This is a genomic window from Leifsonia xyli subsp. cynodontis (assembly GCF_050632205.1).
Lineage (GTDB): Bacteria > Actinomycetota > Actinomycetes > Actinomycetales > Microbacteriaceae > Leifsonia > Leifsonia xyli_D.
This window is the reverse complement of sequence record NZ_CP192578.1, coordinates 1,014,415-1,030,474: the sequence shown is the minus strand read 5'-3', so window position 1 is coordinate 1,030,474 and position 16,060 is coordinate 1,014,415. Positions and strand designations below refer to the sequence as shown.

Sequence of the window (16,060 nt, the reverse complement as noted above, 5' to 3'; positions counted from 1 at the left end):
GAAAAACTCAGGAATTGTTGGCGTGGGACGCGGATCAGGAGGCGACCCGCACCAGGCCCAGCTCGGCCGGCGTCAGCAGGAGGTCGTTGACCGGGACGACGCGGACCGTGTAACCGAACGAGCCCGCCCAGGCGAGACGCACGGTGCCGACGAACTCGTGCGCCACGGAGGGGTCGCCCGCGCCGGGAACGCCGGTGTCGACGGTCAGCGCCTGGCGGTGCACGTCCGTGAGCTCGTCGTCGCGGCTGCGGCCGTAGACGACCTGCACCTCGACGTCCGACGGATCGAGGCCGTTGAGGTGCACCAGCGCCCGGACGTGCAGCTCGTCGCCGACCTGCGGCACCGCATCCACACCGCCGGCGTCCACGTGCGCGACGTCGACGCCCGGCCACGCGGACTCGACGCGCTCCTTCCACGCGGCGAGCGAGCGCGCCTCGGCGTAGTCGTTCTCGCTCAGGCGGTCCTCGTACGAGGCGGCAGGGACGTAGAGGCGCTCCACATACTCGCGCACCATCCGCTCGGCGGACAGCGGCGACGACAGGGTGGACAGGGTGTGCCGGATGCGCGACACCCACGCGGTCGGCACGTCGTCGCCGTCGCGCTCGTAGAAGCGCGGTGCGATCTGGTGCTCGATCAGGTCGTACATCGCCTCGGCCTCCAGCGCGTCGCGCTCGGCGCCGTCGCCGGCCGCGTCGGCGGACGGGATCGCCCACCCGTTCTCGCCGTCGTAGAACTCGTTCCACCAGCCGTCGAGGATCGACAGGTTGAGCGCGCCGTTCAGCGCCGCCTTCATGCCGGACGTGCCGCACGCCTCCAGCGGGCGCAGCGGGTTGTTCAGCCAGACGTCCGTCCCCGGGTAGAGCAGCTGCGCCATCCCGATGTCGTAGTCGGGCAGGAACACCATCCGCTGCCGGATGTCGGCCTCCGACGCGAACTGCACGAGCTTCTGGATGAGGCGCTTGCCCTCGTCGTCGGCCGGATGCGACTTGCCCGCGATCACGAATTGCACCGGGCGCTGCGGGTCGGTGAGGATCCTCCGCAGCCGGTCCGGGTCGTGCAGCATCAGCGTGAGCCGCTTGTACGTCGGCACGCGCCGCGCGAAGCCGATGGTGAGCACGTTCGGGTCGAGCAGCTCGTCCATCCACGCGGGAGCGATCCCGCCGGGGTTCTGCTCCTGCCAGGCCGCCTCGACGCGGCGCCGGGCGTCCTGCACCAGCTGCTCGCGCATCCGGTTGCGCACGCCCCACAGGTCGAGGTCGGTCACCGCGCCCGAGTTCGCCCAGTCGGCGTGCGTCGTGTCCTCGGTGCCGAGCCGCTCGAGCGCGAGCGCGCGGAGCATCGGGTCGGTCCAGGTCGGCGCGTGGACGCCGTTGGTCACGGAGTCGATCGGCACCTCCTGGGGGTCGAAGCCCGGGTAGAGCCCGTTGAACATGTGACGGGACACGTCGCCGTGGAGCTTCGACACGCCGTTCGCGTGCTGCCCGAGCCGCAGGCCCATCACCGCCATGTTGAAGACGTCGGGCGAGCCGCCCGGGTAGTCCTCGGCGCCGAGCGGGAGGATCTGATCCACCGAGACGCCGGGGAGGAGCGTGGTCGAGAAGTACCGCTGGACCAGCGGCCGGTCGAACCGGTCGATGCCCGCGGGCACGGGTGTGTGCGTGGTGAAGACGGTTCCGGCGCGCACCACCTGCAGCGCCTGGTCGAAGGTCAGTCCCTCGCCGATCAGGTCGGAGATGCGCTCCAGCCCGAGGAAGCCGGCGTGGCCCTCGTTGGTGTGGAACACCTCCGCCTCCGGCGCGCCCGTTAGCTCGGTCCACGCCTTGACGGCGCGCACGCCGCCGATGCCGAGCAGCAGCTCCTGCAGCAGCCGGTGCTCTCCCCCGCCGCCGTACAGGCGATCGGTGACCGAGCGCAGGCGCTCCTCGTTGTCGGGGATGTCGGTGTCGAGCAGGAGCAGCTTCACCCGGCCCACGGCGGCCTGCCAGACGCGGGCGCGCAGCACGCCATCCGGCAGGGCCAGCGAGATCTGCACAGGCGAGCCGTCCGGGTTGCGGAGCACGCTGAGCGGCAGCCCGTCGGGGTCGAGCACGGGGTAGCTCTCCAGCTGCCAGCCGTCGGGCGTGATCGCCTGCGAGAAGTAGCCCGAGCGGTAGAACAGGCCGGCGGCCACGAGCGGAACGCCCAGGTCGCTCGCCGCCTTCAGGTGATCGCCGGCGAGGATGCCGAGACCGCCGGAGTACTGCGGCAGTGTCGCCGCGATGCCGAACTCGGGCGAGAAGTACGCGATGGTCTGCGGTGCGCCCTCGCCGAGCGACTGGTACCAGCGGGGCTCGCTGAGGTACGAGTGGAGGTCGTCGCGGATGTGGTTCGCCCAGTCGACGTAGCCCTGATCGGCCGCGAGTTCGGCGAGCCGCGACGGCTCGACGGCTCCCAGCAGGGCGATGGGATCGTGCCGGACCTGCTGCCACAGTTCGGGCGAGATGCGGGCGAACAGCTCCTTGGTGGGCTCGTGCCAGGACCAGCGGAGGTTGCCTGCGATCTCCTCCAATGCGGAGAGGTTCTCGGGGAGGACGGCGCGGACGGTGAATCTACGGATGGCCTTCACCCGGTCCACCTTAGAGGAGCCTCATGACGGGCAGGTTAATGAGTGTACGTTCGAGGCGTGGTGAAGAACGCAGCGACCAGATCAGCAGCCGCCGCGCCCGAGGCGGCCACGGTGGAGAACCCGGAGGCGGCGAAGCCCGCCCCGAGACGGACGACGCCCAAGCGGACGCCGCCCGCGAGCGAGGCACCCGCGGCGTACGAGCCGCTGCTCCCGCGCATCCCCATCCTCCAGCTCTCGCCCCAGGTCGACGAGGGGCTGTGGGCGGCGACGGCGTTCAGCGGGGAGGTGATCCCGTTCCGTGCGACCGCCTTCCGCGAGGGGCACGACAAGATCGGCGTGGACCTCATCCTGCTCGACCCGGCCGGGCAGCAGACCGAGCACCACATGCATCCGATCGAGCCGGGCACCGACCGCTGGGAGGTGGAGGTGCAGCTCGAGCAGACCGGGCTGTGGCGCTACCGCGTGCAGGCGTACGCCGACGAGTACGCGACGTGGCACCACAACGCGGAGGTGAAGGTGCCCGCCGGCATCGACGTCGAGCTCATGCTGCGCATGGGGCACGACCTCCTGGTGACCGCCTCCAAGGACAAGCGCCGCAGCACGGCCGAGCGCCGGCACCTCTCCGAGGCGGCCAAGGCGGTCGCGGACACCAAGCGGCCGGTGGAGGAGCGCTTCCAGGCCGCGGTGGACGACCGCATCCAGCAGGTGCTCACCGAGCGGCCCGTGGTCAGCCTCCCTCGCTGTCCGCGACGCGCGCGATCCAGGTGGAGCGGACGCGGGCGGGCGTCGGCAGCTGGTACGAGTTCTTCCCCCGGTCGGAGGGCGCCAAGAAGAACGCGGACGGCACGTGGCAGTCGGGTACCTTCCGCACCGCCGCGAAGCGCCTGCCCGAGGTCGCGGCGATGGGCTTCGACGTGGTCTACCTGCCGCCCATCCACCCGATCGGCCGCACCTTCCGCAAGGGACCGAACAACACCCTCGATGCGGGCGAGAACGACCCGGGATCGCCGTGGGCCATCGGCAACGCAGAGGGCGGCCACGACGCCATCCACCCCGACCTCGGCACCGAGAAGGACTTCACCTTCTTCATCGGCAAGGCGAAGCAGGCCGGACTGGAGGTCGCCCTCGACCTGGCGCTGCAGGCGTCGCCCGACCACCCCTGGGTGACGACGCATCCGGAATGGTTCACCACGCTCCCCGACGGCACGATCGCGTACGCGGAGAACCCGCCGAAGAAGTACCAGGACATCTACCCCATCAACTTCGACAACGACTACGAGGGCCTTCGCCAGGAGGTGCTCCGGATCGTGCGCCACTGGATGGCGCTCGGCGTCCGCATCTTCCGCGTCGACAACCCGCACACCAAGCCGCTGCACTTCTGGGAGTGGCTCATCCACACGGTCAACGAGACCGACCCGGATGTGGTGTTCCTCGCCGAGGCGTTCACCCGCCCGGCGCTGCTGCGCACCCTGGCGAAGGCCGGGTTCCAGCAGTCGTACACGTACTTCACGTGGCGGAACACAAAGGAGGAGCTGGAGGAGTTCCTCGACTCGCTCGCGCACGAGACGGCCGACTACCTGCGGCCGAACCTCTTCGTGAACACCCCCGACATCCTCACCGAGTACTTGCAGTTCGGCGGCCCGGCGGCCTTCAAGATCCGCGCCGCGATCGCCGCCACCGCCGCCCCGACCTGGGGCGTCTACTCGGGCTTCGAGCTGTTCGAGAACGTCGCGCGCCCCGGCGCCGAGGAGTACATCGACAACGAGAAGTACGAGTACCGCCCCCGCGACTACGCCAAGGCGCAGGCGCAGGGACGCTCGCTGGCCGGCTACCTGACGATGCTGAACCGGGCGCGCAGCGAGCACCCGGCGCTCCGGCAGCTGCGCAATCTGCGCATCCACTGGAGCGACGACGACAGCATCCTCGTCTACTCGAAATACCTCGACGGCCGGTTCACCCGCAGCGGCAAGGCCGACGCGGTGCTCGTCGTGGCGAACGTCGACCCGCACTCGGTGCGCGAGACCATCGTCCACCTCGACCCGACGGCGTTCGGCATCCCCTGGGCGGCCGGTTCGAGGTGAAGGACCGCGTGACCGGCCAGCGCTGGACGTGGGGCACCGACAACTACGTCCGCCTGGACGCGTTCACGGAGCCCGTGCACATCCTCTCCGTCCGCCCGCTCTGACCGCCGACCGCCGAAACACAAGGAGTACCGCCATGTCCCCGATCCCCGAAGGCGCGGCCGCCGTCGACCTCCCCACCCTCGACGAGAACGTCCTGGCCTCCATCGCCACCGGCAGCTACCACGACCCGCACTCGGTGCTCGGCCAGCACCAGATCGCCGCGCCCGGCGTGGACGACCCGGTGACCGTGATCCGCACGCTCCGGCCGCTCGCCAAGGAGGTCTTCGCGATCCTGTCGAACGGCGCCCACGTCGAGCTGGCGCACGTGGGCTACGGCGTCTGGCAGGGCATCGACATCGTCGGCCCCGGCGCCTACCGGATCGAGGCGCGCTACGACGACGGCAGCACGTGGACGGCGGACGACCCGTACCGCTTCTTGCCCACGATCGGCTCGCTCGATCTGCACCTGATCGGCGAGGGACGGCACGAGACCCTGTGGACGGCGCTGGGCGCGCACGTGCGCGACCTCGGCGGCGTGGTGGGCACGTCCTTCACCGTGTGGGCTCCGCACGCCCGCGCCGTGCGTGTGGTCGGCGACTTCAACGGCTGGGACGGCACGCTGTACTCCATGCGCAACATGGGCTCCTCCGGGGTCTGGGAGCTGTTCGTGCCGGAGCTCGGCGAGGGCGAGATCTACAAGTACGACATCCTCGCGCAGGACGGCCGCTGGGTGCGCAAGATCGACCCGCTGGCCCAGCTCGCGGAGACGCCGCCGGCCACCGCGTCGCGCGTGACCGTGAGCCGGCACGAGTGGGAGGACGGCGAGTGGATGCAGCGCCGCGCGTCGCACGATCCGCACTCCGGCCCCATGAGCGTCTACGAGCTGCACTTCGGCTCCTGGCGGCCCGGCCTCGGCTACCGGGAGGCCGCCGAGGAACTGATCGACTATGTCGGCGCCCTCGGCTACACGCACGTCGAGTTCCTGCCGCTCGCCGAGCATCCCTTCGGCGGCTCCTGGGGCTACCAGGTGACCGGCTACTACGCGCCGACCAGCCGGTTCGGCTCCCCCGACGACCTCAAGTACCTGATCGACCGGCTGCACCAGGCCGGTATCGGCGTGATCCTCGACTGGGTGCCCGGCCACTTCCCGAAGGACGACTGGGCGCTCGCCCGGTTCGACGGCCAGCCGCTGTACGAGCACGCCGACCCGCGGCGCGGCGAGCACAAGGACTGGGGCACGTACATCTTCGACTACGGCAACTCGCAGGTGCGCAACTTCCTCGTCGCGAACGCGCTGTACTGGCTCGAGGAGTTCCACGTGGACGGCCTGCGCGTCGACGCCGTCGCCTCGATGCTGTACCTCGACTACTCGCGCAACGACGGCGAGTGGGAGCCCAACATCCACGGCGGCCGCGAGAACCTCGAGGCGATGGGCTTCCTGCAGGAGGTCACGGCGACGGCTTATAAGCGGAACCCCGGCACGGTGATGATCGCCGAGGAGTCGACCAGCTACCCGGGCGTCACCGCACCGACCTCGTCCGGCGGTCTGGGCTTCGGGCTGAAGTGGAACATGGGGTGGATGCACGACGCGCTCCAGTACATCCACGAGGACCCGATGTACCGCAGCTACCACCACAGCGAGATCACGTTCTCGTTCGTCTACGCCTGGAGCGAGAACTTCCTGCTGCCGATCAGTCACGACGAGGTCGTGCACGGCAAGGGCTCGCTGCTCACCAAGATGCCGGGCGACCACTGGCAGCAGCTGGCGAACGTGCGCGCGTTCCTGGCGTTCATGTGGGCGCATCCGGGCAAACAGCTGCTGTTCATGGGACAGGAGTTCGGGCAGCCCTCCGAGTGGAGCGAGGAGCGCGGGCTCGACTGGTGGATCCTCGACCAGCCGGCGCACCAGGGCCTGTGGAACCTGGTCGCGCAGCTCAACGCCGTGTACAAGGCGCATCCCCAGCTGTGGGCGCGTGACAACGAGCCGGCCGGCTTCGAGTGGCTGGACGGGTCGGACGCGCAGGGCAATGTCATCGCGTTCCTGCGGAAGGACCGCGACGGCGACCCGATCGCGATGCTGTTCAACTTCTCCGGGGCGCCGCACAGCGACTACCGCGTCGGCCTGCCGTTCGCCTGCGAGTGGGAGGAGCTGCTCAACACGGACGCCGAGGCGTACGGCGGCTCGGGCGTCGGCAACCTCGGAGCGGTGACCGCCGCCGAGGAGCCGTGGATGGGCCGGCCGGCCTCCGCGGTGCTGACCTTGCCGCCGCTCGGTGCGCTCTGGCTGAAGCCCCGCCGCTGACGCCGGCCCTTTCGCCGGGTCAGGCTCGGGACGCGATCCAGGCGCCGTAGCCGAGACCGCCGTCGATCGCGTGCTCCGGCACGAGGTTGCGGCCGGCACGCCAGGTGGACCCGAGCGGGCCGCCGAGCCGGACCGGGAGGATGACGCGGCGCGTCCCGGAGGCGCTCTTCCACTGCTCGGCGAGGGCGCGCGCGGACTCAACCCGGGGTCCGCCGACGTGGATGACGCTGTCCGGCTCCCCGCGCCCTCGGCCGCGTCGACCAGCACGCGCGCGACATCCGACACCGCGATCGGCTGGAAGTGCGTACCGGTCGGCGCGATCAGAGCGCCGAGCGCGCGGCCCCGGTCGAAGATGGCGGTCACGAAGTCATGGAACTGGGTGGCGCGGACCACCCGGGTGTCGAGGGCGGACTCCAGGAAGACGCGCTCCTGCGCCGCCTTCGCGCGGTAGTAGCGGTACGCCGAGCGGTCGGCGCCCACGATCGAGAGCAGCACCGCGCGGTGCACCCCGAAACGCGCGGCGGTGTGCACGAGGTTCTGCGCGCCGGTGGCGAAGACGTTCGCCGCCTGCTTGCCGGCCGCGTTGCTGGTGTCGACGATCACGTCCACGCCGTCCACCGCCTCCTCGAGGCCGTCTCCGGTCACCAGGTCGGCGGTCACGTAGGCGGCGCCGTCGACGTACGGGTCGGCGTCGTCGTCCGGAACGCGGCGCGCCGCCACGACCACCTGGTGCCCCCGCTCGATCGCTTGGGCGGTGACGGCGCGACCGGCGAGGCCGGTTCCTCCGACGACGAGCACACGGGCCATGCGCGGTCACTCCTGAGCGGTGGGATGGGCGACGAGAGCCACCGGGCGGCGCCCCGATGTGACCGGGCTCAGTACAGCAGCGACGCCAGCCTAGCCCGGGCCTTGCCCACACGCGGGTCGTCCACGCCCACGATCTCGAAGTACTCCAGGATGCGCGCGCGCACCTCCTCCTTGCCCGCGGCGTCCAGCTTCGGGAACAGGGTGAGGAGGCGGTCGAAGGCGTCCTCGACGTGGCCGCCCGAGATGTCGAGGTCGGCCACCCCGAGCTGCGCGGCCGGGTCGGCGGGCGCGTCGGCGGCGGCGGTGCGGAGCTCGTCGGCGGAGTGACCGGCGAGGCGCGCGAGCAGGCTCACCTGCGCGAGGCCAGCGGCCGCCATGGTGTCGCGCGGGTCCTGCGCGATCGCCGTGCGGTAGGCGCGGATCGCCGCCTCGTAGTCGCCGCGATCGATCGCCTCGTACGCCTCGGCGTGCAGGGGCGGCAGCGGAGGCTCGGCCGCGGGCTCGGCGGATGCGGACTCGGCGTCCACGCCTCCCTCGACCGTCACTGTGTCGGTCACGCCGTTCTGGGCGGCCAGCTGCAGCACCTGGTCGAAGACGTCGCGCAGCTGCTCCTCCGGCACCACGCCCGAGAACAGCTGGACCGGCCGGCCGGCGACGAGCGCCGCGACCGTGGGGACCGCCTGGGCCTGGAACGCCTGCGTGAGCTGCGGGTTCGCATCCACGTCGATCCGGACCAGCACGAACCGGCCGCCGAAGCCGCCGATCACCCGCTCGAGGACGGGCGAGAACTGCTTCCACTGCTCGGACCGCTCGGTGCCGAGGTCCACGACGACGGGCACGCGCATCGACAGGTCGATGAAGTCGTTGAAGTTGGCGTCGGTGCCCTCGAAGTAGAGGCTCGGCAGCGTGATGGCGCCGCCGTCCTCCGCCGGGGCGCCCGGGGCGCCCGGGGCGGCAGCGGCTCCCGGCGCACCCGGGGCGGGCCGGTTGACGAGGGAACTCAGGTCGACGGCCCCGCGCAGGTTGGTGGGCGGGGGCGGGACGTTGCTCATTGATCCTCCAGATGCGTGCAGCGAATCGCGGTCGGCACGAGAATCAAGGATACTCGTGCGGCCCCCGAGGACTACGGGATCTGCTTCGCCGCGATCATGCCCTGAGCGAAGCCGAGGAGCGTGATCTTGGCCTTCGAGCCGGCCGGCGGCACGTAGAACGCCAGCTGGTAGCCGTAGTCGGTCTGGATGCCGGTCTTCGAGGAGGCGACGCCCGTGAGGGCCGCCGCCGTGGCCCCTGCGCTGACCTCGGCGCCCGCCTCCACGACCTTGAGCACCTGCGACTCCTGGAGGTCCGTCCAGACGATCGCCCCCGAGTCGTTCGTCGCCATGGCGACATCGGTGCCGGATCCGGGCCCGGTCGTGAAGTCGAGCGACGCGGTCGCGGGAACCGCCGCCTTCTGCTTGGCCTTCCACTCGGCGCCGACCTGCGTGCGCAGCGTGTCGCCCTCGGCGTTGAAGAGGTTCGCGTACTGGCTCTTGTCGCCGTTCATCAGGATGTCGCCGTACGCCGCCGACACCTTCTCGGGCGGGAGCGCGAGCAGCTTCGAGTCGGGCGGGACGACCGCCGAGCCGATGCTCGCCGGCGCCAGGTTCGGCACCTTCGCCTTCGGCTCGAGCGCGATGGCGTACTCGACCTGGTAGTTGTCGCGCGGCGTGGCCTGGACCATTGTGAGCGCGATCGGCGCCTGCGGGTTGCCCTTGGCGTCCTTCGGGCTCTGGATCACCGCGGCGACGGTGCGCGGCCAGGCGTCCGTCGCCTGCGGCAGCGACAGCACGATCGGGCTCGCGGGGATGGCGGCGATCGGCGGCTCGTCGGTCTTCTTCGCACGGATGGCGTAGTTGGCCTCGCGCAGCTGCAGCGCCGGACCGACGAACCGCTGCTTGGCCAGATCCGCGCTCGCCTTGGCGTCGGCGTCAGCGGCCGACTGGGAGATCCGCTTCACGATGCGCTCCAGCTGCGGAACGGTGACGGCGGGCGGCAGCTGCCCCTGCCCGTCGGGCGCCTCGGTCGCGAGGGGGTGGCGGTCTTGGTCGGCGTAGTCGCCGCATCCGTCCCGGCCGTGCAGCCGGTCAGGGCGAGTGCTCCGACGAGGGCCGCGGGCAGCATCACGCGGGCGCGTCGCGACGAGCGCCGTCCGCGCGGCGTGGCCTCGATCATGGCGGTGGGCTTGTACTTGGGAGCCTTGGGGAGCTTCGGCATCTTCGGGCCGCTCTTCCGGCGCGGGCCGCGGGCGCGGCGGTGCGCGTAGAGCCCCCAGAGGTAGAGGCCGATCCCGATCACCAGCAGGATGAGGCCGCCGATGATCAGCGGGAACGCCCACGGGGTGCTGGAGTCGACGGGCCACGTCACCGTGACGCGCGACGGGGCCGGCTTCTGGCCGTCGGAGGCGACGATGACGCTCACGTCGTCGGGGATGTTCATCCGCGTGACCTGCGCCGACTCGCCGTCGAACTCCTCGAGCCAGAGGTCCGATCCGGCCGGGTTCGGGCCCGCGGTCGTGGTCGCCGCATCACCGGTGGCCGCCGTCGGGGCGGGTGTGGGCGTTGCCGGGGCCGGTGCCGCCGGTGCCGCGGGCGCCCCCGCTGCGGGCGTCGGCGTCGGAGTGGCCGTGCTCGTCGTTCCGTCGCCCTGGCCGTTCGAGGTCGCGGGCTTCTGCACGACGGACTTCGTGGCGAGCTTGCCGGTCGCCTTCTGATAGCGCACGGCGACGTACTTTTGGTCGCCGAGCCAGGCCTTCACGTCCGCTGTACGGCCGTAAGCCACGACAGGGTTCACGCCGGACGGGACGTCGGAGATCGTCAAGGTCTGCTGACCGGGGTGGGCGTTGAGCGCGGACCCGTCGATCACCAGGTAGCGCGGGTCGCCTGAGACGGTCGCGCCGGCCTCGATGCGGCTCGGGGGCGCGAAAACAGTGCGCTGCGCGATTCCGGCCACGATCATGACGGCGGCCACGACGAACGCGACGATGGCGAGTACGAAACGCAAACAGGACTCCTCATGTGCCGAAGTTCGGGGGCGGGCACAGTCACACGACGATACCGGACATGCCTGAAAGGCAGCTAACCCTTGCCTGGACGCTCGTGCACCCCCCAGTGCGGGCGGAGACGGCGAATTGTAGGATCGATCCGGCGCGCGCGCGGCGAGTCGACCCGAGAAGATCCCCCAGGAGTAACAGCAGTGGCCACCGACGAATCAACCTTCACGCAAGTCTTCCGCGGCTACGACAAGGATGAGGTCGACAAGGCCCTCCAGGAACTGCGGCGCGAACTCATCAAGTCGAACACGCAGGCGGCCGATTCTGCGAAGGAGATCAAGCGGCTCCAGGCGCGCATCGAGGACCTCACCGCGGAGATCGAGGAGGTCGGGAGCCCGACGTACTCCGGGCTCGGCACCAAGCTCGAGAACACCCTGCGTGTCGCCGAGGAGCAGTCCACCCGCCTCATCGCCCAGGCCGACATCGACGCGGAGAAGCTGCGCGCCGGGGTCGCCGCCGAGATCGAGAAGGTCAAGAAGGCCGCCGCCGCGCAGGCGGAGCGGATCCTCGCCGACGCCCAGGCCCGCGCGACGACCCTGCTCGAGGACGCGCAGATCGAGTCGGGCGAGCTGCTGACCAAGACCCGCGCCGACAAGGAGACCCTGCTCAACGATGCCATGCGCGAGGCCGCCGCGATCCGTGGCGCCGTCGCCACCGAGGCGGCGGAGCTGCGTGCGACGAGCAAGCGCGAGGCGGCGGCCGTCCGCGCCGAGGCCGACCGCGAGGCGGCGGAGCTCAAGGCCGTCGCCTCCCGTGAGGCCGAGGCCGCCCGGGCGGAGGCCGCGGAGCTCGATCGCACCATCGCGACCCGGCGCGCCGAGCTCGAGAACGCCCTCGCGGACGACCGCGCCGCGTTCGAGCGCGAGGCGGCGCAGACCCGCCTCGAACTGGACCGCCGCGTCGCCGAGACGGCCGACCGGCTCGAGGCCGAGCAGACGGAGACGCGCAACGCCCTCGCGGCGGAGGCCGCGCAGGCGCGCGCCGACCTCGCCGCCGAGGTCGAGCAGCAGCGGTCGGAGCTCGCCGCCGCGGTCGCGCAGACCCGCGCGGACCTCGACGACGAGGAGAAGACCCGCCGGCTCGCGCTCAGCACGGAGGTCGAGCAGACCACCAAGGCGCTCGCCGCCGAGGTCGAGCAGACGAAGTCCGCGCTCACCGCGGAGGTCGAGCAGGCCCGCTCCGCGCTCGACGCGGACGTCACCTCCACCCGCAGCGCGCTCGCCGACGAGGTGGAGCGCACCAAGGCGGAGCTCGCCGACGAGGTGACCCGCACCCGGTCGGCGCTGGCCGAAGAGGTCGCGCGCACGAAGTCGGAGCTCGAGACCGAGGTGACCACCACCCGGTCGGCGCTGGCCGAAGAGGTCGCGCGCACGAAGTCGGAGCTCGAGAGCGAGGTGACGACGACGAAGTCCGCTCTCGCGGAGGAGGTCGAGCGGACCACCGCGCAGCTCGCCGACGAGGCCCTGCAGACCCGGACGGCGCTCGAGAACGAGCGCACCGAGACCCGCGCCGCGCTCGAGGCCGACCGTACGGCCACGGCGGCGCAGCTGGCGGCCGACCGCGAGCAGACCGCGAGCGAGCTCGCCGCCGAGGTGGAGCAGACGCGCACGCGGCTCGCCGCCGACGCCGAGCGCCAGCGCCGCGAACTGGAGGCGGAGGCCGCCGACCTGCGCGCCGAACTGGCCACCGAGGTGGACACCGCCCGCACCGCCCTCGCCGACGAGATCGCGCGCCAGCGCAGCGCCGTGGAGGCCGAGGTGACGGCCGCGCGTGCGAACCTCGCCGCCGAGGTCGAGCAGACCACCTCCGCCCTGAACGCCGAGGTCGAGCAGACCCGGTCAGCGCTCGAGACCGAGGTCACCACGACGAAGGCCGCCCTGGCGGCGGAGGTCGCGCAGACCACCACGAAGCTCCAGACCGAGGTCACGACCGCGCAGGCGGCCCTGGCCGACGAGGTGGAGCGCACCACGACGGAGCTCGCCGCCGAGGTCGAACAGACCAAGACGCGGCTCGCGGCGGAGGTCGAGCAGACGAAGTCGGCCCTCGAGACCGAGGTCACGACCACGAAGTCGGCGCTCGCCGCCGAGGTCGAGCAGACCAAGAAGTCCCTGGCGGCCGAGGTCGAGCAGACGACATCCACGCTGACCGCCGAGAAGGAGCAGACCCGCAGCCGGCTCGCCGAGGACGTCCGCCGCACCACGACGGAGCTCGCCGACCGCCGCGAGGCCACCGAGAACGAGCTCGCCGACCAGCGGGAGCAGCAGCGGCTCGAGCTCGAGCGCGACGCGGAGCGCACCCGCGTCGCCCTCGCCGACGAAGCCCAGCAGACCCGGGTCGCCCTCGAGAAGGAGACCGCCGAGGCCCGTGCGGAACTCGCCCGCGAGGTCGCCGAGGCCCGCACCGCCCTGGAGGCTGCGCTCGCCGAGCGCACGGCGGCGTTCGAGCAGGAGGCCGGCAACGCCCGCGCGGCACTGGACGCCGAACTCACGCAGCTGCGGACGGCCACGCTCGAGGAGGTCGACGCGCGGACGCGCGAGATGGAGCAGGCGCGCATCGACCTCGACGTCGAGCTCCGGGCACGCCGGGACGAGGCCGAGAAGGAGTACCTGGCGCGCCACCAGGAGGCGGTCGCGCAGACCCAGAAGTACCTGGACGAGGCCAACCTCCAGCTCGCCGACGCCGTCAAGCGGACCGCCCAGGCCCGGTCGGAGGCGGAGGCGTTCGAGACAGAGGCACGCCGCACGGTCACGGAGGCGCGCAAGAAGGCCGAGGACACGGCGGCCGGCGTCATCCGCGACGCGGAGGAGCGCGCAGCGGCCCTGCTCGCCGAGACCGAGGAGCGGACGCAACGCCTCGTCACCGACGCGGAGGAGCGCCTCGCCCAGATTAGGATTGAGCGCGAGGCCGTGGCCGGGTACTTCGAGAACCTCCGAGGCGTCCTCCAGCAGGCTGAGAAGGTGACCGCCGACCGCGACTGATCCCAGCGCGACCGTTTCCAGGGGGACAAGTGAAGATCCAGAACCCGTTTCGCGCCGGTCTGATCGGGACACTCGGCGTCGGGCTCGGGATCCTCATCCTGAGCGCCATCACGAGCCTGGCGACGATCATCACCTACATCGGCGCAGCGCTGTTCCTCGCGCTCGGCATCGAGCCGCTGATCTCCTTCCTGGAGCGCCGGCGCTTCCCGCGCTGGCTGGCCCTCGTGGTGGCGCTGGCCGTGATCATCGGCGCCTTCATCGGACTGATCTGGGCGATCGTCCCCATCGCGGTCGACCAGGCGACCCAGCTCGTCAACAACACGGTCGAGTGGGTCAACAACGGCGGCGCCGAGGACTGGTTCCTGAGCCTCCAGCACCAGTTCCCGGGCATCGTCAACCAGCAGAACATCGACGCCGTCACCCAGTGGCTGCAGAAGAACCTGCCCGACATCACCTCCAAGGTGCTTCAGACGGGCGTCGGGATCGTCCAGGGCCTGTTCGGCGTGATCATCGTCGTCATCCTCACGATCTACTTCACCGCGTCGCTGCCGAGCATCAAGCGCTCCGCCTACCAGCTGGTCCCCGCCTCGCGGCGAGCCCGCTTCGCCGACCTCGGCGACCAGATCACCGACTCGGTCGGCAAGTACGTGATGGGCCAGGTCTCCCTCGCGCTCGTGAACGGCGTTTTGAGCGCGATCTTCCTCACGGTGATCGGAGCGAAGTTCCCCATCCTGCTCGCGTCGATCGCGTTCTTCTTCTCGCTGATCCCCCTCGTGGGCACGATCACCGGCTCGGTCATCATCGTGGCCGTCTGCTTCCTCTCCGGACCGCCGACCGCGATCGCCGCCGCCATCTACTACCTCGTGTACATGCAGGTGGAGGCGTACGTGCTCAGCCCCCGGATCATGAACCGGGCGGTCTCGGTGCCCGGCGCGCTCGTCGTGGTCGCCGCCCTCGCCGGCGGCACGCTGCTGGGCATCCTGGGTGCGCTGGTCGCCATCCCGTTCGCCGCGGCCATCCTGCTCATCGTGAAGCAGGTCGTGATCCCCCGCCAGAACGAGCTGTAGCCCGCGGGGTCAGGTTCTGGCTCAGCCTCGATCCCGCGCTCAGGCCGACGCGGCCGGCCACTCCGTCGGCAACGGCAGCGCCGACGGATTGACGCGCCGCACGATCTCGTCGAGCACACGTCGGGTCTGGTTCTCCCCCACCCACAGGTGCTTGCCACCCTCCACCTCGACCAACTCGATCTGCGGGAGCGGCGCGAACCGCTCGCGCGCCTCCGCCGGCCGCAGGAAGTCGTCGTGCTCCGGGATGAGCGCAACGATCGGGCGCGTGTCGCCCGACCAGGCGGCCAGGTGGTCCGGCTTCGCCCGATGCAGCGGCGGCGAGAGCAGGATGACGCCGTCGACCGGGAAGTCGCGGCCGTACATCAGCGCCAGCTCGGTGCCGAACGACCAGCCCACCAGCCACGGGTGCGGCAGTCCGCGCTCGGCGACGAACGCCATCGCGGCAGCAACGTCGTAGCGCTCCCCCATGCCGCCGTCGAAGGCGCCCTCGCTGCGGCCCCGCGGCGACACCGTCCCGCGGGTGTTGAACCGTAGGACGGCGATATCGGCGAGGGCCGGGAGCCGCCCCGCGGCCTTGCGCAGGATGTGCGAATCCATGAACCCGCCGTGCGTCGGCAGCGGGTGGAGGGTGACCAGGGTCGCCACGGGGTCACGGTCCACCGGCATGGCCAGCTCGCCTACGAGAGTGAGCCCGTCGGCGGTGTGCAGCTCGACGTCCTCACGGCGGGCGGGAAGCTCCACGCCGCCGCGGATCTCGATCGTCGTACCCTCAGTGCTCATGCGATCCTCCAGCAGGACTCGTGCCAATGCCGCCGGGCGGCCAGGTCGGCGGTGTCGCCGAGCACACCGTCGGCGCGCCAGGCGACCAGGTGCGCGGTGCCCGGCAGGATGTCGCGGCCGCACCCCGGGCAGACGTACGTCTTCTGCGCCTGGACGGCCGACACCGGCTGCACGTTCCACTCCACGCCACGGCGGGTCTCGGTGCGCCTCCACCCGGCCAGCAGGCGGTCGAGGCCGTCCGGCTCATCCTCCCGGCGGCCGCCTGCGCGGCCACGGGGACGGTTCGAGCGCGGCATGCCCCCAGTCTAAA

Annotated in this window: 10 protein-coding genes and 2 pseudogenes; 4 read left to right on the top strand and 8 right to left on the bottom strand. The window is 71.3% G+C overall.

Features of this window, described 5'->3' with window-relative positions:
* Positions 1-34: 34 nt before the first annotated feature.
* A complete protein-coding gene (gene glgP, locus ACQ86M_RS05130) occupies positions 35-2,605 on the bottom strand; it encodes an alpha-glucan family phosphorylase (protein ID WP_431247852.1) in 2,571 nt (856 codons plus the stop codon).
* Between the two features lie 35 nt (positions 2,606-2,640).
* Positions 2,641-2,823 carry a hypothetical protein gene (locus tag ACQ86M_RS05125; RefSeq protein ID WP_431247929.1) on the bottom strand — a complete coding sequence of 61 codons (183 nt, stop codon included), beginning with the start codon at positions 2,821-2,823 and terminating at the stop codon, positions 2,641-2,643.
* Between ACQ86M_RS05125 and ACQ86M_RS05120 the strand changes: the two are divergent.
* A pseudogene (locus ACQ86M_RS05120) lies at positions 2,810-4,790 on the top strand (alpha-1,4-glucan--maltose-1-phosphate maltosyltransferase). The gene ACQ86M_RS05125 and the pseudogene ACQ86M_RS05120 sit on opposite strands and share 14 nt — an antisense overlap.
* A 32-nt stretch (positions 4,791-4,822) precedes the next feature.
* Positions 4,823-7,030 (top strand): 1,4-alpha-glucan branching protein GlgB, encoded by a 2,208-nt coding sequence (gene glgB, locus ACQ86M_RS05115; protein ID WP_431247288.1) that lies wholly within the window; start codon positions 4,823-4,825, stop codon positions 7,028-7,030.
* A gap of 309 nt (positions 7,031-7,339) precedes the next feature.
* Here the strand turns inward: glgB and ACQ86M_RS05110 are convergent.
* The 4 genes and pseudogenes from ACQ86M_RS05110 to ACQ86M_RS05095 all read right to left on the bottom strand — a co-directional run.
* Positions 7,340-7,837, bottom strand: a pseudogene (locus ACQ86M_RS05110) (SDR family oxidoreductase); the annotation flags it as partial.
* 68 nt (positions 7,838-7,905) lie between these two features.
* The gene (locus ACQ86M_RS05105; protein ID WP_431247287.1) at positions 7,906-8,889 is read right to left on the bottom strand and encodes a tetratricopeptide repeat protein; all 984 of its coding nucleotides are present in this window, start codon (positions 8,887-8,889) and stop codon (positions 7,906-7,908) included.
* Positions 8,890-8,960: 71 nt separating this feature from the next.
* Positions 8,961-9,833, bottom strand: a complete 873-nt coding sequence (locus tag ACQ86M_RS05100; RefSeq protein ID WP_431247286.1) for a hypothetical protein — start codon at positions 9,831-9,833, stop codon at positions 8,961-8,963.
* On the bottom strand, positions 9,830-10,876 hold the full coding sequence (locus ACQ86M_RS05095) for a hypothetical protein (RefSeq protein ID WP_431247285.1): 1,047 nt from the start codon (positions 10,874-10,876) through the stop codon (positions 9,830-9,832). The genes ACQ86M_RS05100 and ACQ86M_RS05095 overlap by 4 nt, the downstream gene beginning before the upstream one ends.
* A 192-nt stretch (positions 10,877-11,068) precedes the next feature.
* Here ACQ86M_RS05095 and ACQ86M_RS05090 point away from each other — a divergent pair, with 192 nt between their 5' ends.
* Together ACQ86M_RS05090 and ACQ86M_RS05085 are read left to right on the top strand one after the other, a co-directional pair.
* The gene (locus tag ACQ86M_RS05090; protein ID WP_431247284.1) at positions 11,069-13,903 is read left to right on the top strand and encodes a DivIVA domain-containing protein; all 2,835 of its coding nucleotides are present in this window, start codon (positions 11,069-11,071) and stop codon (positions 13,901-13,903) included.
* A gap of 29 nt (positions 13,904-13,932) precedes the next feature.
* A complete protein-coding gene (locus ACQ86M_RS05085) occupies positions 13,933-14,970 on the top strand; it encodes an AI-2E family transporter (RefSeq protein ID WP_431221018.1) in 1,038 nt (345 codons plus the stop codon).
* 39 nt (positions 14,971-15,009) lie between these two features.
* On the opposite strand, the gene ACQ86M_RS05080 is transcribed toward ACQ86M_RS05085, so the two are convergent.
* Both ACQ86M_RS05080 and ACQ86M_RS05075 read right to left on the bottom strand, forming a co-directional pair.
* Positions 15,010-15,750, bottom strand: coding sequence for an alpha/beta hydrolase (locus ACQ86M_RS05080; RefSeq protein ID WP_431247283.1), 741 nt, complete (start codon positions 15,748-15,750; stop codon positions 15,010-15,012).
* Positions 15,747-16,046 carry a hypothetical protein gene (locus ACQ86M_RS05075; RefSeq protein WP_431247282.1) on the bottom strand — a complete coding sequence of 100 codons (300 nt, stop codon included), beginning with the start codon at positions 16,044-16,046 and terminating at the stop codon, positions 15,747-15,749. Before ACQ86M_RS05075 ends, ACQ86M_RS05080 begins: the two co-directional genes overlap by 4 nt.
* Positions 16,047-16,060 lie beyond the last annotated feature (14 nt).